Annotated in this window: 17 protein-coding genes; 11 read left to right on the top strand and 6 right to left on the bottom strand. The window is 60.2% G+C overall.

The window, feature by feature from the left end; translation table 11 throughout:
* Positions 1-106: 106 nt before the first annotated feature.
* Positions 107-1,939 carry a M61 family metallopeptidase gene (locus tag EKH80_RS11950; RefSeq protein WP_484481969.1) on the bottom strand — a complete coding sequence of 611 codons (1,833 nt, stop codon included), beginning with the start codon at positions 1,937-1,939 and terminating at the stop codon, positions 107-109.
* A 406-nt stretch (positions 1,940-2,345) separates the two neighbouring features.
* Here EKH80_RS11950 and EKH80_RS11945 point away from each other — a divergent pair, with 406 nt between their 5' ends.
* The 6 genes from EKH80_RS11945 to EKH80_RS11920 all read left to right on the top strand — a co-directional run bounded on the left by EKH80_RS11945 (position 2,346) and on the right by EKH80_RS11920 (position 9,109).
* Positions 2,346-3,017, top strand: coding sequence for a zinc ribbon domain-containing protein (locus tag EKH80_RS11945; protein WP_126684982.1), 672 nt, complete (start codon positions 2,346-2,348; stop codon positions 3,015-3,017).
* Between the two features lie 343 nt (positions 3,018-3,360).
* Positions 3,361-4,410 carry a bifunctional nicotinamide-nucleotide adenylyltransferase/Nudix hydroxylase gene (locus tag EKH80_RS11940; RefSeq protein ID WP_126684981.1) on the top strand — a complete coding sequence of 350 codons (1,050 nt, stop codon included), beginning with the start codon at positions 3,361-3,363 and terminating at the stop codon, positions 4,408-4,410.
* A gap of 64 nt (positions 4,411-4,474) precedes the next feature.
* Positions 4,475-5,893: a nicotinate phosphoribosyltransferase gene (locus tag EKH80_RS11935; protein WP_126684980.1), complete on the top strand. Its 1,419-nt coding sequence runs from the start codon at positions 4,475-4,477 to the stop codon at positions 5,891-5,893.
* Positions 5,894-5,967: 74 nt separating this feature from the next.
* Positions 5,968-7,305: a radical SAM protein gene (locus tag EKH80_RS11930; RefSeq protein ID WP_126684979.1), complete on the top strand. Its 1,338-nt coding sequence runs from the start codon at positions 5,968-5,970 to the stop codon at positions 7,303-7,305.
* Entirely contained in the window at positions 7,302-8,330 is a 1,029-nt protein-coding gene (locus EKH80_RS11925; protein WP_126684978.1) for an aminotransferase class I/II-fold pyridoxal phosphate-dependent enzyme, read from the top strand. The genes EKH80_RS11930 and EKH80_RS11925 overlap by 4 nt, the downstream gene beginning before the upstream one ends.
* On the top strand, positions 8,327-9,109 hold the full coding sequence (locus tag EKH80_RS11920) for a class I SAM-dependent methyltransferase (protein WP_126684977.1): 783 nt from the start codon (positions 8,327-8,329) through the stop codon (positions 9,107-9,109). The genes EKH80_RS11925 and EKH80_RS11920 overlap by 4 nt, the downstream gene beginning before the upstream one ends.
* A 66-nt stretch (positions 9,110-9,175) precedes the next feature.
* Here EKH80_RS11920 and EKH80_RS11915 read toward each other — a convergent pair whose 3' ends face one another.
* The gene (locus tag EKH80_RS11915; RefSeq protein ID WP_126684976.1) at positions 9,176-9,604 is read right to left on the bottom strand and encodes a nuclear transport factor 2 family protein; all 429 of its coding nucleotides are present in this window, start codon (positions 9,602-9,604) and stop codon (positions 9,176-9,178) included.
* A 387-nt stretch (positions 9,605-9,991) separates the two neighbouring features.
* Between EKH80_RS11915 and pdxR the strand changes: the two genes are divergently transcribed.
* On the top strand, positions 9,992-11,482 hold the full coding sequence (gene pdxR, locus EKH80_RS11910) for a MocR-like pyridoxine biosynthesis transcription factor PdxR (RefSeq protein ID WP_126684975.1): 1,491 nt from the start codon (positions 9,992-9,994) through the stop codon (positions 11,480-11,482).
* A gap of 100 nt (positions 11,483-11,582) precedes the next feature.
* The gene (locus EKH80_RS11905; RefSeq protein ID WP_126684974.1) at positions 11,583-12,134 is read left to right on the top strand and encodes a hypothetical protein; all 552 of its coding nucleotides are present in this window, start codon (positions 11,583-11,585) and stop codon (positions 12,132-12,134) included.
* 135 nt (positions 12,135-12,269) lie between these two features.
* Here the strand turns inward: EKH80_RS11905 and EKH80_RS11900 are convergent, their stop codons facing one another.
* Complete coding sequence (locus EKH80_RS11900; RefSeq protein ID WP_126684973.1) at positions 12,270-13,085, bottom strand: PA3715 family protein; 816 nt, start codon at positions 13,083-13,085, stop codon at positions 12,270-12,272.
* A 182-nt stretch (positions 13,086-13,267) separates the two neighbouring features.
* On the opposite strand from EKH80_RS11900, the gene EKH80_RS11895 reads away from it, so the two are divergent.
* Both EKH80_RS11895 and EKH80_RS11890 read left to right on the top strand, forming a co-directional pair.
* Positions 13,268-13,849 carry a TetR/AcrR family transcriptional regulator gene (locus tag EKH80_RS11895; protein ID WP_126684972.1) on the top strand — a complete coding sequence of 194 codons (582 nt, stop codon included), beginning with the start codon at positions 13,268-13,270 and terminating at the stop codon, positions 13,847-13,849.
* Positions 13,833-15,260, top strand: a complete 1,428-nt coding sequence (locus tag EKH80_RS11890; protein ID WP_126684971.1) for a nitrilase-related carbon-nitrogen hydrolase — start codon at positions 13,833-13,835, stop codon at positions 15,258-15,260. The genes EKH80_RS11895 and EKH80_RS11890 overlap by 17 nt, the downstream gene beginning before the upstream one ends.
* 207 nt (positions 15,261-15,467) lie before the next feature.
* On the opposite strand, the gene EKH80_RS11885 is transcribed toward EKH80_RS11890, so the two are convergent.
* The 3 genes from EKH80_RS11885 to EKH80_RS11875 form a co-directional block, all read right to left on the bottom strand.
* Positions 15,468-16,148, bottom strand: coding sequence for a hypothetical protein (locus EKH80_RS11885; protein WP_126684970.1), 681 nt, complete (start codon positions 16,146-16,148; stop codon positions 15,468-15,470).
* 186 nt (positions 16,149-16,334) lie between these two features.
* Complete coding sequence (locus EKH80_RS11880; RefSeq protein WP_126684969.1) at positions 16,335-16,886, bottom strand: hypothetical protein; 552 nt, start codon at positions 16,884-16,886, stop codon at positions 16,335-16,337.
* Positions 16,883-17,731 (bottom strand): SPFH domain-containing protein, encoded by an 849-nt coding sequence (locus EKH80_RS11875; protein ID WP_126684968.1) that lies wholly within the window; start codon positions 17,729-17,731, stop codon positions 16,883-16,885. The genes EKH80_RS11880 and EKH80_RS11875 overlap by 4 nt, the downstream gene beginning before the upstream one ends.
* Positions 17,732-18,220: 489 nt before the next feature.
* On the opposite strand from EKH80_RS11875, the gene EKH80_RS11870 reads away from it, so the two are divergent.
* Positions 18,221-18,622, top strand: coding sequence for a hypothetical protein (locus EKH80_RS11870; protein ID WP_126684967.1), 402 nt, complete (start codon positions 18,221-18,223; stop codon positions 18,620-18,622).
* Positions 18,623-19,265 lie beyond the last annotated feature (643 nt).

Genomic DNA, 19,265 nt, shown 5'->3' with positions numbered 1-19,265 from the left:
TATGACGGGTAGTGAAGCAACCTCGCGGTGAACTCAAACACAGAAGCAAGCTCGTGCAACCCCACCCCGACCCTCCCCTGCAAACAGGGGAGGGAGCACGCGATGCCTACTTGCGTGGCGCGATGATTTCATCCAGGTAATCGGGTGTGCCTTCCACGCGAACCAGGTGCGGATACTGCAGGCCGTCGTGGTAGTCCACCGCCACCGTGCGATAGCCGCCCTGGTATTTCAGCAACAGCTGGATCGGCTGCTTGCTTCCCTTCGCCGCCACGATCGCGCCCTTCAGCGCATCGTTCGAAAAGTTCTGGCCGTTTACCGCGACTAGCGTGGCGCCGGTGCTGACGCCGGCCTTGAACGCCGGTCCATTCCAGCGCACGTCGTTGATCTCCCCCTTGTCGGTCACGGTCAGTCCGATCGACCAGACGAAGTTGAACAGATGACGGGAGGATTGCGGACGGCTGTTGTACTGCTTCTCGAATTCGCTTTCCTGATCGGTATAGACGAGTTTCCAGCCGGTTGCCGCAAGGCCATTCTGCAGCGGCGGATTCAGCTCGTTGACACGCTCACGCAAGAAGCTTGCCCAATCGTACGCAGCCACGCTGTTCAGCGTCGACACCACGTCATCGAAGGTGTAGGTCTTGGTGACGTAGCTGCCATTGTCGACGCCAAAGAAGGCGCCGGCGAAATCGTCCAGCGACTTGTGGTCGTGGGTGAGGGAGCGCAGCTTGGCGTCCACCTCCAGCCACATCATCTGTCCACCGCTGTAGTACTCCTCGCTCATCTGCCAGCTGCGATAGGGCAGGCTCGAACGGCGGGCTGCAGTGGGGTCGTTGGTGGTGTCTTCGAGTGTGCGCCACTGGAAGCCCTCGCGGTTACGCTCGTAGGTGGCCGCCACCATCGCCAGCGCATCGCGGAATTGCTGCGATGACCACATGCCGGAGCGCGCGGTCAGGATGTATCCCCAGTACTGCGTTTGCCCTTCATAGACCCACAGCAGCGAATCGCCCATCGGCACGTTGAAGTCCGGTGTCCACAAATCGGCGGGGCGGCGGAACTTGCCGTTCCACGAATGGGTGTATTCGTGGGGGAGCAGGTCGCGATCGGGCGCGCCCTCGTCCCAGGCGGTGAAGTAGTCGGCGCCCAGGCCGTTCTCGCTGGACTGGTGATGTTCGGTGCCGTTGCCGCTCAGCTGGTCCGAGAGCGAAAACAGGAAATCGTAATGGTCGTAATGATGCGAACCGAACAGTTTCGTCGCCTGGGTGACCAGCGCGCGGTGCACCTTCAGCTGCTCGGGCGTCATCACCAGATACTTCGGCTCGTCCGCAACGATATCCAGGTGCACCGAGGCATCGCCGCCCGGGTTGAGGTCGACGCGCTTGAAGTGTTCGCCCGCATAGATCGGCGAATCGACCAGGTTGTTGAGCGTCACCGGCTTGAAGCTGGTGCGGTCACCAGACTGCGAAGCCGTCTCCAACGCGGTGCCCAGTTGCCAGCCGTGCGGCAAGGTCACGCTGGGCTCGAAGCGGATGCCGCGTGAGAAATAGCCGGCCGGATAGAGCAGCACCTTGCTCCACTCCATGTCCATCATGCGGTCGGTCATCTCGAAGCCTTCGCTGTCGGTGCGGCCGGACAGGTACTGGAACGACATGTCGATGGCCGAGACGTCCGCGGGCACGTCTACATGGAAGGCGTACACATTGTATTCGTCGCGCTTCCATTGCAGCGGCTTGCCGTTGGCACTGAGCTTGAGGCCGGCGAGCATGTTGATCGGGCCGGTCGGCGAGTGGTCACCGGGTATCCACTGCGGATACAGCAGCGTCAAAGCGCCGGCCTTCACCGGTATCGTTTCAGACACGCGAAAGATGCCCTGTGCCGTGTCGTTGGCATCGACATGCAGGCTCACCGTTCCAGGGTACGGCGTGTCCTGTGGTGGCGGCACGCTATCCGTGTGCGCTTGCTGCGCACCGGCAACGCCGGCTGCAAGCACCATCGCTACCGCCAGGGCAAGGCGCGAAAGCCTGCGTTGCGCAGCAACTGCAGTAGCGGGGGCACGGACATGGGACATGGGGGGACTCCGTCGAGCAAGTGGACAGTCCCTCAAATTAGCATCTGCGGCATCCGGCTGGGATAGGACACCAGTCACCCATGCAGTCCGTCCGCCTTAGGGAAACTCTGAATACGTTCAGAGTTTCCGCGGGCCAGGGAAGGCCATCCTCAGGTTATGCCCAGACGCGGTGGCAAATGCCAAGATTACCCATTAGGTTATCGGGTCGGCCACTTTCGATGCGGGCAAGGCCCGCACACCGCGTGGAATGGATGCAATCCAACAGGGATCAGGGCAAGGCATGAGCGAAGCAAGTGATCTGCATTTTTCGAACAACTACCACGATCTGTGCCAGCAACACGGCACCGGCGCGGGCTTTCAGTTCGAGTTTTACTGCCAGTGTTGCAGCGACACGTGGCGCTCGCCGTTCGAGCCGTACCGTAGCGGCCAGGCATCGGGATGGATGCAGCAGGCCAGCGGGCTGCTCAGTGGCCTGTTGGGCAGCATGGGCTCGCAGATCGACAACGCGGCCGAAGGCTTGGCCCGGGCCGGATGGGGCACGGCGCGCGACGACGCTTTCCGGCATGCGATCGCCGCGGCGCAGGCGCATTTTCATCGCTGCGCGCATTGCCACAGCTATGTCTGTGAGCGATGCTGGAACATCGACAGCGGCTTGTGCCAGCGTTGCGCTCCGGACCTGGCCGCGGAGATCCAGACGGCCAAGCATGCGGGGACGATCGAAGTTGCCACGCAACAGGCCCGCCTCGCCGGCAACAGCGCCGCGGCCAACCTCGACACCGTGACGTCACGCCAATTGGTTTGTCCGTCCTGTAACGCCGAGACGCGCGGCGCCAAATTCTGCCCTCAGTGCGGACACAATCTTGCAGCACCCGCCAATTGCCGCGCTTGCAACCACACCCTCCCCGCCGGCAGCCGCTTCTGCCCTGAGTGCGGGCAAGGCGTTGCTGCGTGATCAAGAGCCGGAAGTAGCAGGTAGGCTGGGTTGCGAAACCCAGCATTGCGATGCCGCTGCGCACGCGATGCTGGGATTGTCGTCCCAGACGGACGCATGTATTTGGTCACGGATTGTCCCCAACACCCAGTCTCACCAGCCACTGATGGAGCTAATGCCTGCGAGCACCTCATACCGCCCGTATCGTCAAAGTCGTCGGGGCGACGAATCGGCAGGATTGGATCTGGTGGTAGAAATCCCGCCCTACGCTGGTATGGCCCGTTGACTCCATCACGGCTAGGCGTAGCATATGTCTCACTTCCTGGGACAGACCTGGGATGACCACTAACCGTGAGGGATTCTCATGGATTTCGATTACCTGGTCTTCATCGGCCGCTTCGAACCTTTTCATATCGGTCATGCCGCCGTTGCGCGCCACGCGCTGGGTCATTCTCGCAAGCTGATCCTCCTTGTCGGTTCCGCCGACACCCCCCGTTCGATTCGCAATCCCTGGACCGTCGCCGAACGTACGGTGATGATTCGTGCCGCTCTGGAGGAATTGTCCGATCGGCTGATCATCCTGCCGCTGCGCGATCATCTCTATAACGAAGCGCAGTGGGTAACAACCGTGCAACGCACGGTGGCTGACGCGGTGAAGGCCGATAAAGGAGCCGCTGACGCACGTATTGGCCTGATCGGACAGGAAAAAGACGCCAGCAGCTACTACCTGCAGGAATTCCCGCAATGGCCATTGATGGACGTGCGCCACACCGAGACGCTCTCGGCCACCGAGCTTCGCCGCTACCTGTTCGAGGCCGGGCAACTGGATTTCCACGGCGGTTTGCTGATGCTTCGCGCCAACGTGCCGGCGCCGGTGTTCGAGATGCTGGAAGCGTTCCGCAAGAACGGCGCGGCCTTTGACCAGTTGCTCAGGGAATATCATTTCATCCAGGACTACCGCAGCGCCTGGGCAAAGGCTCCCTATCCGCCCATGTTTGTCACCACCGATGCCGTGGTGGTGCATTCGGGACATGTGCTGCTGGTCCGCCGCCGTTCGGAGCCAGGTAAAGGGCTATGGGCGCTACCGGGTGGCTTCGTGCAGCAGGATGAACCGATCCAGGCGGCGTGCTTGCGCGAACTGCGGGAAGAAACCCGTTTGAAGATCCCGCTGCCGGTGCTCAGGGGCTCGATCAAGAGTGAGCATGTGTTTGATCATCCCGATCGCTCTTTGCGCGGCCGCACCATCACGCACGCTTTCCACTTCGACTTTCCCGCCGGCGAATTGCCTGTGGTCAAAGGCAGCGACGACGCCGACAAGGCCCGCTGGTTCCCGGTCAGCCAGGCGCTGGAGATGGGTCCGCAATTGTTCGAAGACCATCTGCACATCCTGGCGTTTTTCCTCGGGCGGGGCTGATCCCCCACCACTTCTTGCCTGCGGATAGACCGCCGGCTTTCCACGACGCGAAGGAGCTTCCGTCATGCAACACCTCGAAAACCTCATCCTCAACACCGACAGCTATAAGGCCAGCCATTGGCTGCAGTATCCGCCCGGTACCGACAAGACCTTTTTCTATGTCGAGTCGCGCGGCGGCGAGTTCGACAGAACGGTGTTCTTCGGCCTGCAGGCCATTCTCAAGGAGTATCTCGCCCGTCCCATCACGCATGCGCAGGTGGACGAAGCACGTGATTTCTTTGCCGCCCATGGCGAGCCTTTCCATGAAGCCGGGTGGCTCCGCATTGTCGACGTCCATGATGGGCGGCTGCCGCTGCGCATCCGCGCGGTGCCGGAAGGCAGCGTGGTGCCCACCCACCAGGCCCTGGTGACGATCGAATCCACCGATCCGGAGGCGTTCTGGCTGCCGAGCTATCTGGAAACGCTGTTGCTGCGCCTGTGGTATCCGGTAACCGTGGCCACGATCAGCTGGCAGGTAAAGCAGACCATCAAGGATTTTCTGGAAAGGACCAGCGAAGCGCCTGAAGCGCAACTGCCGTTCAAATTGCACGACTTCGGCGCCCGCGGCGTGTCGAGCGCCGAATCCGCAGCGCTAGGCGGCATGGCGCATCTGGTCAACTTCCAAGGTACGGACACTGTGCTGGGTGTGCTGGCGGCGCGTCGTTATTACGGCGAGCCCATGGCGGGTCATTCGATTCCAGCGGCGGAACACAGCACGATCACCAGCTGGGGACGCGACCATGAGGTCGACGCCTACCGCAATATGCTGACCCGGTTCGCCAAACCCGGCGGCCTGGTCGCCGTGGTATCGGACAGCTATGACGTCTATCGCGCGATCAAGGAACACTGGGGACAGACCCTGCGGGAAGAGGTGATCCGCTCGGGTGCCACGCTCGTGGTCCGCCCCGACTCGGGCGATCCGGTCGAGGTCGTGCACCAGTGCATGCTGCTGCTGGACGAGGCGTTCGGCAGCACGGTCAACAGCAAAGGTTACAAGGTGCTCGACCACGTACGTCTGATCCAGGGCGACGGAGTCAATCCCGACAGCATCCGGGCGATTCTTGAACGCGTTACGCGAGCCGGCTACGCCGCTGACAACATCGCGTTCGGCATGGGTGGCGCACTGCTGCAACATATGAATCGCGATACGCAGAAGTTTGCGCTCAAATGCTCGGCCGCACGTATCGATGGCAAATGGATCGATGTCTACAAGGCACCGGTCACGGATCCGGGCAAGGTGTCGCAGCGCGGACGCCTCACTTTGCTGCGCCACCGTGATTTCGGCAGCTATCGGACGGTGCCGGTGCCGGCCGACATCACCAACATCGAAGAAATGCCCCTGCCGCACGGCTGGGAGCACGCGCTGGCCACCGTCTGGGAAAACGGCGTGCTGCTGTGCGACTGGAGCTTTGACGAGGTGCGCGCGCGCAGCCAGCTCATCTGACCGGCCTCAGGTAGGATAAGAACCGAGCTTAGCGCCAAGGTTGGTAGCGAGACGCAAGGGATGCACATCAAGCCATGACAGAAAAGATCAAGCTTTACCACGTAACCGTGTTGTCAAACTTTGCACGCGGCTTCGACAAGTACGCGCATGCGTATTCCAAGGCCGGCATATCCGAGAGCACTTTTCCGGATCGGTTCTTTCTGCTCCACCGCCATGAATTGGCGGTGGGTGTGGAGAAAGCCTCGAAGCTGCTGCATAAGCTGGGAATCCATGGCGACCGGCTGATCGTGCTGGAGACCGAAGTCGATCCCGCGCAGTTGCATGCGCACACGGTGAGCGGTCGAGGGCAGTTCATCCACGATCGGCAGATCGCACTGACACGGATATACGACTGGAAACCCGGCGCAGATGACGGCCAATTGCGGGCGCGCCAGGTCGAGGATGTCATGGCCGATTCGCTCGGGCTCGCCCATCAGCGCATGCATGCCTATGCTGACGTCAAGCCTCGTACGATCTCTTTTCTGCCCGTCGCCAGCGCCTGCCAGGCTCGCTGCACCTTCTGTTTTTCGAAGGCTTCGATTTCGCACGATCAAGTGCATGCCAAACCGGATTGGCGAATGATCGAGGATTGGCTGGACCTCGCTGCGACACGCGGCGCCGAGCGTGCGGTGATCACCGGCGGCGGCGAGCCTACTTTGCTGCCAGCGAACTCGTTGCAGAAGCTCATCACCTTTTGCGGCCAGCGTTTCGACAAGGTTGTGTTGATCACCAATGCCCATCAGCTGGCAAGGCTGCCTGAGGCAGAGCGGTCGAGGCATCTGCGCGCGCTTTATGACGCGGGGCTGCGCGTGCTCGCGATCTCACGCCACCATTTCGACGCTGCGCGCAACGAGCGCCTGATGGGCCTGCACACGCCGGTGGAAGCGGTCATCCACACCTGGCGCGAACATCGGGCGCGCTGGCCGCTGCTGCGCTTGCGTCTGATCTGCGTATTGCAGCGCAGCGGCGTGGAAAACCAGATCGAAATCGAACGCTATCTGTCATGGGCCTCCCGCCTGGGCGTGGAAGAGGTCTGCTTCAAGGAACTGTATGTGTCGACCAGCACCGAGTCGGTGTATCACGACCACGCAGCGAACGTGTGGAGCCGCGAGCATCAGGTACCGCTGTCATGGGTAACCCGCTTTGCCGAAGAACGTGGTTTCGCCCTCCAGGAAACCCTGCCGTGGGGCGCGCCGGTTTATCGCGGCGAATGGCTTGGCGCGCCGCTGCGCATTGCGGCCTATACCGAACCGAGTCTGTATTGGGAACGCACGCATGGCATCGCAAGGAGCTGGAACATGATGGCTGACGGGCGCTGTTACGTTTCGCTGGAAGACCATGCGAGCGAGATTACACGCGAGCAACTGGCATGAATTTCCACGACTTCCAAAGCTGGCGCGAACAAGCGCTGAGTACCGATCCCGATCTGCTGGACTGCGGCGAAACCAATCTGTATCGCGCGCTGGCTGCGTGGCAGCCGCGGCCGGAGAACACGGGAGGCAACCGGTCCATTCATCGCTGCGATCTGGCGCGGATGTGGTTGGCGCGCTACGGCTATGCCAGCACGCTGTCGCGCAACGCATTGGTATGCGGCGGCGTGCGGCATGCACTATCGTTGATATTCCGGGAGCTTGCGGCCAAGAACGGAACCCTACTGTGGTTGCCGCAGGACGTGTACCCGACGTACGGAGAACTTGCTAAAGCCGCTGGTCTCACCCCGCGCACCTACGCCACCCTGCCCAGCCCTCTCTTGCCTGCGTCCAGTCCAAGCGCCGGCAGCGAATATCTGCTGATCGCCAATCCGTGGAAGCCGCTTGGCCGATATGTCAACGAAGACGAGCAATCGCATCTGCTGCGCTGGTTAGAGGCTTCGCCCTCGCGCCGTCTGCTGGTCGACAGCGTTTACGACTTTGCTGCGCCGTTTCACGACAGCACGCAGCGCCTCTATGCGACCGGACGCACGGTGTTGTTGCATTCGGTGACCAAAGGATGGTTGTGGCCGAAGACATTCGGCATCGCCCTGACCGGTGAAGGCGACACGCGGTTCGAGCAGGTGTTCCGGGATCATCCCCCGGGCCCGGACGCGTTGCGTCTTGCCGATGTGCTCCTGTCGAAGGCACCGGCACTTCCGGCCCAGGTCGCGGATGAGCTTGACCGACGCTCGGCCAGGTGGATGGGGGTCATGCCTGATGAGCTTCGTAGCAGCCTCATCCATGCAGGGAGCCGTACACCCGGATGTTATTTGTTTCCCGTCGATTTACCTGCGGAAGTAATCCATGCGCGTTACCGGATACTGGGTATCCCTGCCAGCGCATTCGGTGCCGTGGACTGGAACGGAAGCATCCTTACCAGCCTGTCAACATCCTTTGCTTCAGCCGAAAACGGAGTTGCAACATGAAGCCGCTCGATTGCATGGACGTCTACGCGGATGCTGCGTTCTATGACCAGGAGTTCGCAACGCGCAGCCACGATATCCCGTTTTTCGTACGTCAGGCCAAGCAGGCAGACGGCCCCGTGCTCGAGGTGGCCTGCGGTACCGGCCGTATCACGCTGCCCATTGCACGGGAAGGCATTGGCATCACCGGCCTTGACGTCTCACGCCCCATGCTCGAGCTGGCCGAGCGCAAAGCGCAGGCAGAGCGATTGGCCGTAACCTGGCTGGAGCAGGATTGCCGGGATATCCGGGTGGATCAACCGTTCTCGCTGATTTTCTCCGCCACGAATGCCATGCAGCATCTGCAGGACCTGGATTCGGTCCAGGCGTTCTTTGGCAGCGTACGCGGCGCCCTGCGTGCGGATGGCCTGTTGGTACTCGATGTTTTCAATCCCGACATCGCCAAGCTGTCCCGCCCCGCTTCGCAGCGTTACCTGCATAAGACCATGGCGGACGACCAGGGCCGCGAACTTCGCGTGGAAACGGCCAGTCACTACGAACCAGCTACTCAGGTGCTGGTCTTCACGCTGTTCTACATGCGCGGCGCGCAGTCCCTGCGCACCAAACAGGTTCGTATGCGCTGCTTTTTTCCTGAAGAACTGCTCGCCCTGTGTCGTCTCGGCGGTCTGGAAGTCGTGCACCGCTATGGCGACTACGACGAGCAGACGTTTTCGGCGACCTCGCCCAAGCAGATTTTGCTTTGTCGCGCTGCATCCGATGCCGCCAAACGCTTCGCCGTGTAATGAATAGCGAGCAGGCTGGGTCAGCGACCCAACCTGCTCGACTGTTCATCGTCGCCGCCCCTTCGATCAGCTCCGCGGCGGGAACCAGACATTCTGGATCTTGCCGTCGCGCACTTCATAGACCGCGATGGCCTCCGGCTGTCCCTTGCCGGCAGGAAGACCCATCACACGCTCATGGTCGACCACCGTGGGGCCGGTGACGGTACGCTGGACGATATCGACGTGATAGTCCTTCGGTACCTTGGCAAGGAAGGCAAAGGTCGTCTTCAAGGCGGCGATGCCGGTAATCACCGGGCGTTTGCCGCTGAGGTCACGGATCGTGGCATTGTCCGCGTAGCATGCGGCAAATGCATCGATATCGTGGGCGTTGTAGGCATCCACCTGTTCCTGGACGACCTTCACCGGATCGGCCGCCTTATTGCCGCACGCCATGGCCGAAAGAGGGAGCAGCATCAACAGTGCGGATAGCGAAACAAGCTTTGCGAACGTAGCCATGGGTTTCTCCTTGTCGGTGAAATAACGCTACCGGGATAGCGCTGGTTGCGTAGGCTGGGATGCCAATCCCAGCATCGCGTGCGTTGCAGCATGGCAATGCTGGGTTTCGCAACCCAGCCTACGATTGGCATCCCAGCCTACGTGATCGGAGCGGCGAGCTTAGCCGTGCCTGCTGGTGACCAGGATCGGCCGAAGGTCATGAATGCCTGAGGTCTGGCGTATCCGCTTGGGCTTGGCCAGTAGCCACGATCCATTTCTTGGTTTTGCGGGAAAATTTTCGCGATCGATGCGGACCCAGTGACTTGCGATGGCTTGATGCCGCAGGTAGCTTCTTCACCGACTCGCGCTAGGGAGCCACTTCGGAGGTAGGCAGTTGTGGCAAGTGATATGAAGGGTACGAGCAGTCTGTTCGAGATTGCTTTTACCCCGCCGCCCAAGGGAAGCCGTCGATCCGCGCAATCCGTCTACGCGCAGCTGCGGGCCGCTATCCTCGATGGACGCCTGGTTCCCGGGTCGCAGCTTCCGGTGGAGCGTCAGTCGGCGGCCTTTTTCGGTGTATCGAGAAATACCGTGGCCAGGGCTTATGCAAAACTCGCGATCGAGGGACTGGTGCAGTCCAGGCAGGGGTCGGGAACGTATGTGGCGCCAAGGCAGACTCGTCCGCCGCGCGAACCCTTCCCGACACGGCAGACACCCGATCCGCGCCTGAATTCGCTGTGGCGGCGCCCCGAACTCGTGCAGGCGCTCAGCTTCTGGCATGACAGTCGGCGTGCAAGCATGTCACAGCCAAGTGCATTCCTGGATTTTCGGCCCGCGCTGGTCGATCCACGGTTGTTTCCGTTCGAAGTGTTTCGCCGGATCAGTGCCAAGCAGCTGCGGCGCATGGAATTGAAGCCGCCCACATTCAAGAGTCCGCAAGGCAACCAAGGGCATTTCCCGCTGCGGACCGCCATCGAGACGCACATTGGTGTCTCGCGCGCGATCGTGTGCCAACCCGACGACGTACTGGTTACCGCCGGCGCACAGCAAGCTTTCGACCTGCTTGCCCGTGTCCTGGTGACGCCCGGGGTCACGACGGTGGCCATCGAAGATCCGGGCTACCCACCCATGCGCGCCGCCTTTCTTGCCGCCGGGGCCAAGCTCGTGCCCATACCCGTGGATGCACAAGGCCTGGTGGTCGATGCCCTGCCGGTGCCGGTGCAGATCGTCTGCATCTGCCCTTCCCACCAATTTCCGCTCGGCGTATCGATGTCCGCGCAGCGGCGATCGGCATTGCTGGATTTTGCGCGCAAGCAGGGGGCGGTCATCGTGGAGGACGATTACGATGGAGAATTCCGCTATGACGGCACTCCGTTGCAGGCGTTGCGATCCACGGCGACCGCGGATGACGTGTTTTATGTCGGCACTTTTTCCAAATGCATGTTCCCCGCGTTGCGACTGGGATTCTTGCTAGCGCCCCAGTGGGCGATGCCGGCGCTGATTACGGCGAAGAACTGTCTGGATTGGCATTGCCCGACTTTGACGCAGATGGCTGTGGCCAGTTACATCGCGGAAGGGCATCTGGCGCAACACGTGCGCAAGCTGCGTGACGTATACAAAAAGCGACGAGACCGCATAAGCGAGATCCTTCGCTCGGACTTCGCCGAGGAATTTGCGCCGATGCAGTCAAGCTACGGCATGCATATAGCGGCGTCCTCGACCCAGCCCGGGCGCCTGGAACGCGTCAGCGCAAAGTTGTTGGAGCGCAACGTGCATCTGCATTCCTTCGAGCGCTATTTTTTCGGCGCGGCCACCTCGGAAGGCCTAGTTTTCGGCTACGGGGCGGTGGACCTTGAGGGTATCGAGCAGGGTCTGGACGCTTTACGGCGCGTGCTCTAGTCGCCGCAAATTGGCCCAACCTAAATTTCTCCGATTGGCCCCGCTCAGGCGGCTGGTTTTTCCTAAAGTTTCGGCCTGAATTGCCCCTGCGGAGAATGCGATGAAGTGGAAACTGCTGTTACGTGGAGTCATGCTTGCTGGCGTACTTGCAGGCTCGTCCTTGAGTGCAAGAGCCGATACGCCCCGGGACGGCGCGCATGATTTCGATTTCGCCCGCGGTGTTTGGCATACCCATGCCACGCAAGTGCTCGACCCGTTCGATGGTGGGAGCCACACGGTGGTCATGGATGGCACGAAGACGGCACGGCCGGTCTGGAATGGTCACGCCTGGCTGGAGGAAATCGAGGCCGACGGCCCGAATGGCCATTGGGAAGGCGCGACGCTGTTCGTCTACAACCCCAAGGCCAGGCAATGGAGCCAGACCTACATCGACGGCGACTCGGGGGAGATGGAAGCTCCGACCATCGGCAGCTTCAAGGACGGTCGCGGCGAGCTGTTCGGCACCACGGTTTATAAGGGCCGCACGGTGCTGGTACGCGGAGTCTGGTCCGACATCACGGCCAACGCCCACCGCTTTGAGATCGCCTACTCCCAGGACGGCGGCCAGACCTGGGTGACCGCGTTCAAGGCTTCTCTGACGCGGCTCAAGTAGGACGATAACGCGTCGGATGGCAATCCGTAGGCTGGGGTGCAAACCCCAGCATTGCCATGCATGCAACCCGCGCGATGCTGGGATTGTCATCCCAGCCTACCGGCAAGAGAAGTGTGGGGCGGTTGCAGCGCCTGGCTAAAAACCTTCGTCTTCTCGCTGCCAGCCACTACTCAGAGCATCTTTTCTTGCGTTGGCATACCTGGCCCCGTTGTACTTGAGAGCTTCGCCATGCGATGGGGTGGTTGCTTCATCCTTGTCTGCACCTGCTGCTTCCGGCTTGAAGGCGAGGAGCAGATCATGCAAGCCGTTGGTCTGGCTAGGCAGTATGCGAATGATGGCCCTTTCCTTGTCCACCGAGACGATCGCGCGCCGGTTTTTTTCATCCCTGGAAAAACTCTGGTAATACATGAACTGCTTCAGCACAGGGCGCAACGTGTTTCCCTGGCGGATAAACAGCGTCAAATGGTTTTCGAGTATCAAATCGGGGTCCGCAGCAGACGTCATATGTGCCGCGTTATCGAACCGAACGCCAAAGGCATAGACATTTTTCGCCAAGGGATAGCTTGCTGTATCCAGGGTCAGGCTTTCCGGGCCCACTTTCGTCGTGGCATCCTCGCCAATGGCATAGTTATAGGCATTTACCAGCTTGCCCTGTCTGCTGTCATAGACCGAAACCAGGATGTTTACCCATTGATCCGGAGCATTGCCACCTTGGCCCTGGCCTTCATCATAAGCAAAGACGGACAGAATCAAATTCGTGTCGTGCGGCCATATTTTGCAGCTCTCGCCAATAATGCGTGGGTCTTTGTCCGCACTGAAATTGGCAAGATGGAAATGGTCCGCGACCGCATCGCGCAATGCGTCTGGACAAGTGACGGAATCCGATGCGTAACCGGCAACGGCGTATGACAGCAGGGTAAAGAGAATAATGGCTCGGCTGATTCTTTCCATTCGTGCTTCCTCCTATCCATCCGACCTCTCAATATACCATTCCAAATCGGGTCACTCGTCGATGGCGCCAGGGGGCATCCGCTGGTCATGCTTGTGGGCGAGCCAGTTGGCGGCGTGGCACGGTACCGATAGCCCATTGGTCACCGTTGCGTTGTAACGATGGTCAAGTATACGCTGTATACATGACTCGCCTCACGACCCCTGAAAAGATCCTCAAGGCCGCCCACGCGTTGTTCGAACGCGAAGGCGCCGATGCCGTGACCATGCGTCGCGTGGCCGATGCGGTAGGTATCACGCCCATGGCCATCTATCGCCATTTTCCCAATCGGGACGCGCTGTTGAAGAAGCTCTCCGACGACAGCTTCAAGAGTGAGGCGCACGAATGGGAGTCGCGCTCACGCAACCCGGATGTGCTCAAGCGACTGATAGCCCTGCAGGAACCTTACCTGGACTACGCGCTGACTCATCCGCATCTGTTCGATCATGCGTTTTCGGTGCGGCGCGATGACGCGCGGCGCTATCCCGAGGATTTTCACGCACGCCTTTCGCCCACCTTCAATGTCGCACTGGACGCGGTCATCGAAGGCATGGCCCAAGGCGTGCTGAAACAGGACGATCCCTACGACGTCACGATGACCCTGTGGGGGCATCAGCATGGCTTGATCGCACTCTATCGGGCCGGACGCTTCAGCTACGACGAGGCGCAGTTCCGCGCCTTCTACATGCAGTCCTTGAGGAGATTGCTCGATGGCATCCAAGCGTAACGATTTCGCGCTGCCGGCCTGGCTGGCGGCGACAGCGTTGTCCGCTCTGTGCTGGTGGTTCGGCAGCGGCTTGCAGCCGCTGTGGTGGCTAACATGGCTCGCGCCTTTGCCGGTGCTGTGGCTCGCACCCCGGGTCCGCGCGCATTGGGCGGCATTGGCGGCCTTCGTGGCGTATACCGTGGGTGGGTTCAATCTCTGGACCTACCTCCACACGTATATCGGCCTACCTCTGTCGGTGGAGGTGTATGGCATCTGTTTGTCCAGCGCCATACTGACGCCATGCGTACTGCTATACCGGCGATTGCTGCTACGCGGACATACGTTGGCTGCCGCATTGGCGGTGCCGACGACCTGGGTCGCCGCCGAATACGTAAACAGCCTGCTTTCGCCGCATGCCACGTTCTTCAATATCGGCTACACGCAGATGGATGCGCTTGCGGTCATTCAGGTTGCCGCCGTCACGGGAATCTGGGGGATCGGCTTCCTCCTGCTCCTGTTGGCGGCCGCCATCGCCTTGCAGGTAGCACCACAAGCGACGAAACGTGGCCGAGTCACGGTGGCCTTGCTCACGGCATTTCTGATCATCAGCACTCTCGCCTATGGCGGCTGGCGACTTCAGGCACCGTCGACTGGAACGGTGCGCGTCGGTCTGGTATCGCTGCAAAGGCCGACCCAGGCGGCATTGAACAGCCAACGTGGGCAGGCGCTGGAGACGCGTTACCTCGACGCGTTCGGCCGCTTTGCGAATGACGGAGCCCGCATCGTGCTGGCTCCGGAAACGACCTTCGCCACCGCTGAAGCGACCATTCCCGCATTCGCCCAGTTGGCGAACCAGCGCGATCTGATCGTAGGCACCGGCCTCGACTTCAAGGGCGATCCGCGTGCCCCTCGCAATATGTTGCTGGCGTTCCAGCCAGGTGCCATGTCACCGGCCACCTACAATAAACACCATCTGCTGATCGGCATGGACCCGTTCACGCCGGGCGATAGCTACACCATGCTTGAAGGTACGCCGCGCATCGGATTGGCGATCTGCAAGGACATGGATTTCCACGACATCGGCAATGCTTATGCAACGCGCCATGCCCAAGCGCTGCTGGTACCCGCTTCGGATTTCATCGTCGATGGCTGGCTGCACAGCCGCATGGCGATCATGCGTGGCGTGGAAAGCGGTTTCGCCATCGCGCGCGCCGCCCACGGCGGCCGCCTCACCCTGAGCGACGACCGTGGTCGTGTCGTGGCGGAAGCTTCCAGCGAACGCAGCGATGCCGAATTGGTGGGCGATCTTCCGCTGCGCGAAACGCACACGCTGTATGCGCAATGGGGGGACTGGTTCGCGTGGCTCAACCTGATCGCCTTGGCGGCATGGCTGATCTTGGCCTTTCTGCCACTCGAGGTTTCGACGCGATGAGGATCTATTGCACAAAGCAAGTAGGCTGGGATGACAATCCCAGCATCCGATGCCGCATGGAAAGCTGGGATTGTCATCCCAGCCTACACGTGGAAGGACGATATACGTACGAAGCCTGCGGTCGCGACACCGGCATGGAGCAAGGACGACGATGCGCTGGTGCCGGCCCCCGCGGGCGCACCCACTCCGTAAAGCCGAGGGTTGGCGTCAATCAATCTCGTCTGAATATCGGTCCAGCAGCTTCGACCATTTGCCTTTGTCACAGTACAGATAGAGGTCGTAATAGCCGACGTATGCAAGGGCGTCATGTTCGATCGGCGGAACATCCTTGGCATTGATCCGCCATTGCTGGGGCGCGGTTTCCATGAAACCTGCCCCATACAGTTCATCTACATCTCCAAGCACTTCCTTGGCAGGAAGGACCCGCAGGGAGTCGCCATAGTAGTCATGCTGCAGGCCGTGTTCCTTGAAGAACATCGAGTGCTCGCTCAAAAGGAACTTGCCTGGGCATTGCTTGCTTCCAGCCCATTTGACCAGGAAGAACTCTTCCGGGCTATTCATGGCTTTGCAGTAGACGGCAAGGTCGTTCTGGCCTTTTGCAGCGAGCTCGCCACGCGCCAGCAGCATGATGTCATTCTCATCCGGTGCAGCCGACTTTCTCGGAGCCATCGAATCGTCCCGATAGGATTCGATCATGCAATGGGTTTGCTGAAGATATGCCACTTCGCTGACCGACAGGCCGGGCACCTGCTCAGGTCTCCAATAAGAAAGGGAAGATCCAGGTGTCATGGCCTGCACTTCGCCGCTTGACGCCAGAGTCAGCGCCACCATGGCAAGAAGACATCGCCGCCAAGCAAAAGCAAAGCGCCACTCGAGCGAGCTGTTCATTCCATCACCCCTGATCGCGGATTCGCCTTATTGGCATACATCTGCAGTGTATCTATCCCGGGAGGATGGATCGGGGCGATTCATGGCATTTTTGAAGAGATACCAGGGCCATGAAAAGCGCTTCTTGCTAGGCGAAGACAGGGGGAGTGTGCAGCGTTTTGATAGGTGTTCGACTGCTTGATCGGATCAACCGATCAAGCTCGTGAGCACGGCCTCTCGATCATGCAAGCTCGCCTGGATAGCAGCCAACCCGCGTTCCAAATCAGGGAGTGCGGCCAGCAATGCGGTGCTGTCTGCGTCCTCAGTCAGCGAGCGCAGCAGCTCGGCCTGGCCGATGAGTTGTTCATCGCGGCTGATCAGTGCTACCAGCGTTGCCGCTTCGGTTCGGTAACGCTGGGTCATTCGATCGTTTTCGGGTACGGGCAGCGCTTCAATCCTGCCCTTGAGCGTGCCGATGGCTTGGGCCAGACGCTCCAGACTTTGTGCGCCTGCCACGGCTTGAGGTGATGGAAAGGGATGTTCTCGCGTGGGTGGCGGCAGTTCCGTCCTTCGATAGGCCGACTCTGCCGCTTCCACACCGGCCCTGGCTCTTCCAAGCAGCCACGCGGCCTTGCTTCGCACCAACAGGTCGTCGGCGCGAAGCTGGTTTTCCTTGCGATAGAAGTTGTAGCCCCAACCGTGGAAAAGGTTGATCGCAACTTGCCGCAGGGGGCCGGCATTGTAGAAATCGGCGCTCAAGGGGAAGGAGGGCTGGCGGGAAGACCTGTGCCGCCATTCACCGAATACATGCCCGTGGGTTGCCCACCAATGTTGAATGGCATGCCTGCGGCGGCATTGGGCGCGGAAACCAGGCCCTTTTCGGCCATGCGCAAAGCCAGGTAGTAGCGGACCGCTTGCACTGGCGTCAGGCCAAGTGCCTGCAACGAGATCAGTTCGCGCATGCGATCGTCCTTGGGCAGGATCAGGACCTTCAGGTCGTTCAGCATGATGCCGTAGATCTTCAGGAAGTCGGTCAGGTGGTTTTTCACCAACTCTCGGATATCGTTGATGTGTTCGTTGATGTTTTCCATCTTGGTGACTTGCACCACCTGGTTGATCGCCTGCTCGATGGCCGGACCGGCGTAGTCAGCCACTTCGCGGGTATCGATGAAGTTGCCGTTGAAGGGAAGATGGGTAATCAGGTCAAGCGCCGCCTGCTTGCTGTCGACGTGGATGTAGTAATCCACCTGATAGGCCATTTCGGCCATTTCGGCGCTCGTGGCGATGCCGGTGTTGCGCACCAGCAGCTTGGAGCGATTGATGTAGATGACCTCGTAAACCCAGGGCGACGAACCACCGAAAAAGCCCTGGGCGATGGACCCCAGCAGCGGCTTGTCCGGCGTGGTGAGGGCGTACTGGCCCGTTTCATAGACATTGAGCACCGCGCCGCGCGACTTGAGCACGCAGAAGTGATTGCTTTCCACGGTCAACAACGAACCGGACACGATGCTTTCGTCAACAATCTTTACCGCCAGCGCCTTGGTGCCCAGCATGTCCGTGCCGTCGCGCTGCAACGAAGTAATAACCTGGCGTGTGATGGCCATCCCTTCCGCTCCCTGAATTGTGTCTATGAAGAACTCAGAATAGCCCTGGCCATGGCGGTGATCCAGTGCCGATCGGTGGCTCACGCCTACCGCCATCGAAAGCCCGGACAACGCGGCTATCGCTGCAAGATGTTACGATGTGACAGACTCGTTTCATTTCCCGAATCGCTTGGGCGGTTGATGTAAGCACTCGGATTCCAGCTTGTGCCCAACTCTGATCGTGCACCGGCACGTACCAACGTCGACCTACGACCGCGCTTGATCCATATGCCAGTGACGCTGCCTTGGGCAGATGGCTCCCGATCTCGCCCTTGCGGACTTTGTTGTCGACTCCAAGGTGCGCTTCGTCATGGAAAGGAGCCACCTTTGGCCAGGAGACTTTCGCGCCTGGCGCATGGATTAGTTCGAGCTGACCACGCCCACCCTAACTCCAATGGCCCGACCATTTCGCGGTAGTATTTGTCGAACGGACCAACATGGCAGTAGTCAATGGACATGTACGATTGGGTTGAATTTGAGGACGGCAGGGCGCGCTTTTCCGGCGGCATACGAGGTTGGGACGAGCTCGGCCATGAGACGTTTTGCGCGGAATTGAACGGTGGATCCTGGTACGGAGAGGCCGTTCAAGTTTTCGAGCCGGAAGGGAATAGCTTTAGCTTGGAAATTCTCTCTTTCGGCTACAAGGAATCAGGTTATGTCGGCATGCCAGTGTCTACACGAGCCGCTTATTCGGCGGTCGATATTGAAAAGATCAAGACCATGGTGACGCGGCTGGCTAATATTGTGTCCCAATGTGATCATCCCCCATTCGTACTTTCCCGCGGCAAGACATCCAGGTTCACGGGAAAAGTGGTGTTTCAGGACGGCTGGATCAATACGATTGCCGATTGATGGAACACGTGCAGCAAAAGACATAAGGACGTGGCGATGATTGACTATTCGCAATCCATAGCGAAGGTATCCAAGGCTTCTTCTTTGGAGGATATTCAGAAGATTGCCGCCGGTTATCCGGCAAAAGGCACAGGCAAGTGCGGCATCCTGTACAGCGGGCGCGTTGGCGAGGTGAAGTCGGAATCGATTGCCCTGGCCCTTGCCGACAAGACTGGATACAGCGTCATCAATAGCACCCCCAGAGCCGGTTTCCTGGTGGCCGCCGAAGAGGCGATCAAGGATCGCGCGGCAGACATCCTGGAATCGCAGGGCATGCCGTGGCCAGAGGCGAAAGCGGCAGCATCCAACTTTCTTTACGGCAGCGGGAGCGCCCCGGCAGCTAGCCCTACCTCCTTGAGAGGCTGTTTATGGGGGCAGGCATCGCATGAATTCGCCACGTCTTTGAAGGGCGATGTGGTGTTGGTGGCCTCCGCGGCCAGCCCGGATCGTGTTTTTGGTCAGGTCGAAGTGCCGGCCGTATTGAACGATAGCCACGTGGCCAGCCTAGGCAAGCAACCGGTAACGGATTTGCGCGCAGCGAATGCGCATGGCGGTACCAAGGCGGTATTACCGAAAGTGCAAGCGTCGTTCGTTCGCGCAGCCC

Source organism: Dyella choica (assembly GCF_003977665.1).
Lineage (GTDB): Bacteria > Pseudomonadota > Gammaproteobacteria > Xanthomonadales > Rhodanobacteraceae > Dyella_B > Dyella_B choica.
This window is presented reverse-complemented; position numbering and strand designations above follow the sequence as displayed.

What these genes read in the sequence shown, in the direction of transcription:
- EKH80_RS11945 (WP_126684982.1), top strand. Translation starts at nt 2,346, where the DNA reads ATGAGCGAAGCAAGTGATCTGCATTTTTCGAACAACTACCACGATCTG.
- EKH80_RS11940 (WP_126684981.1), top strand. Translation starts at nt 3,361, where the DNA reads ATGGATTTCGATTACCTGGTCTTCATCGGCCGCTTCGAACCTTTTCAT.
- EKH80_RS11935 (WP_126684980.1), top strand. Translation starts at nt 4,475, where the DNA reads ATGCAACACCTCGAAAACCTCATCCTCAACACCGACAGCTATAAGGCC.
- EKH80_RS11930 (WP_126684979.1), top strand. Translation starts at nt 5,968, where the DNA reads ATGACAGAAAAGATCAAGCTTTACCACGTAACCGTGTTGTCAAACTTT.
- EKH80_RS11925 (WP_126684978.1), top strand. Translation starts at nt 7,302, where the DNA reads ATGAATTTCCACGACTTCCAAAGCTGGCGCGAACAAGCGCTGAGTACC.
- EKH80_RS11920 (WP_126684977.1), top strand. Translation starts at nt 8,327, where the DNA reads ATGAAGCCGCTCGATTGCATGGACGTCTACGCGGATGCTGCGTTCTAT.
- EKH80_RS11915 (WP_126684976.1), bottom strand. Translation starts at nt 9,604, where the DNA reads ATGGCTACGTTCGCAAAGCTTGTTTCGCTATCCGCACTGTTGATGCTG.
- pdxR (WP_126684975.1), top strand. Translation starts at nt 9,992, where the DNA reads ATGAAGGGTACGAGCAGTCTGTTCGAGATTGCTTTTACCCCGCCGCCC.
- EKH80_RS11905 (WP_126684974.1), top strand. Translation starts at nt 11,583, where the DNA reads ATGAAGTGGAAACTGCTGTTACGTGGAGTCATGCTTGCTGGCGTACTT.
- EKH80_RS11900 (WP_126684973.1), bottom strand. Translation starts at nt 13,085, where the DNA reads ATGGAAAGAATCAGCCGAGCCATTATTCTCTTTACCCTGCTGTCATAC.
- EKH80_RS11895 (WP_126684972.1), top strand. Translation starts at nt 13,268, where the DNA reads ATGACTCGCCTCACGACCCCTGAAAAGATCCTCAAGGCCGCCCACGCG.
- EKH80_RS11890 (WP_126684971.1), top strand. Translation starts at nt 13,833, where the DNA reads ATGGCATCCAAGCGTAACGATTTCGCGCTGCCGGCCTGGCTGGCGGCG.
- EKH80_RS11885 (WP_126684970.1), bottom strand. Translation starts at nt 16,148, where the DNA reads ATGAACAGCTCGCTCGAGTGGCGCTTTGCTTTTGCTTGGCGGCGATGT.
- EKH80_RS11875 (WP_126684968.1), bottom strand. Translation starts at nt 17,731, where the DNA reads ATGGCCATCACACGCCAGGTTATTACTTCGTTGCAGCGCGACGGCACG.
- EKH80_RS11870 (WP_126684967.1), top strand. Translation starts at nt 18,221, where the DNA reads ATGGACATGTACGATTGGGTTGAATTTGAGGACGGCAGGGCGCGCTTT.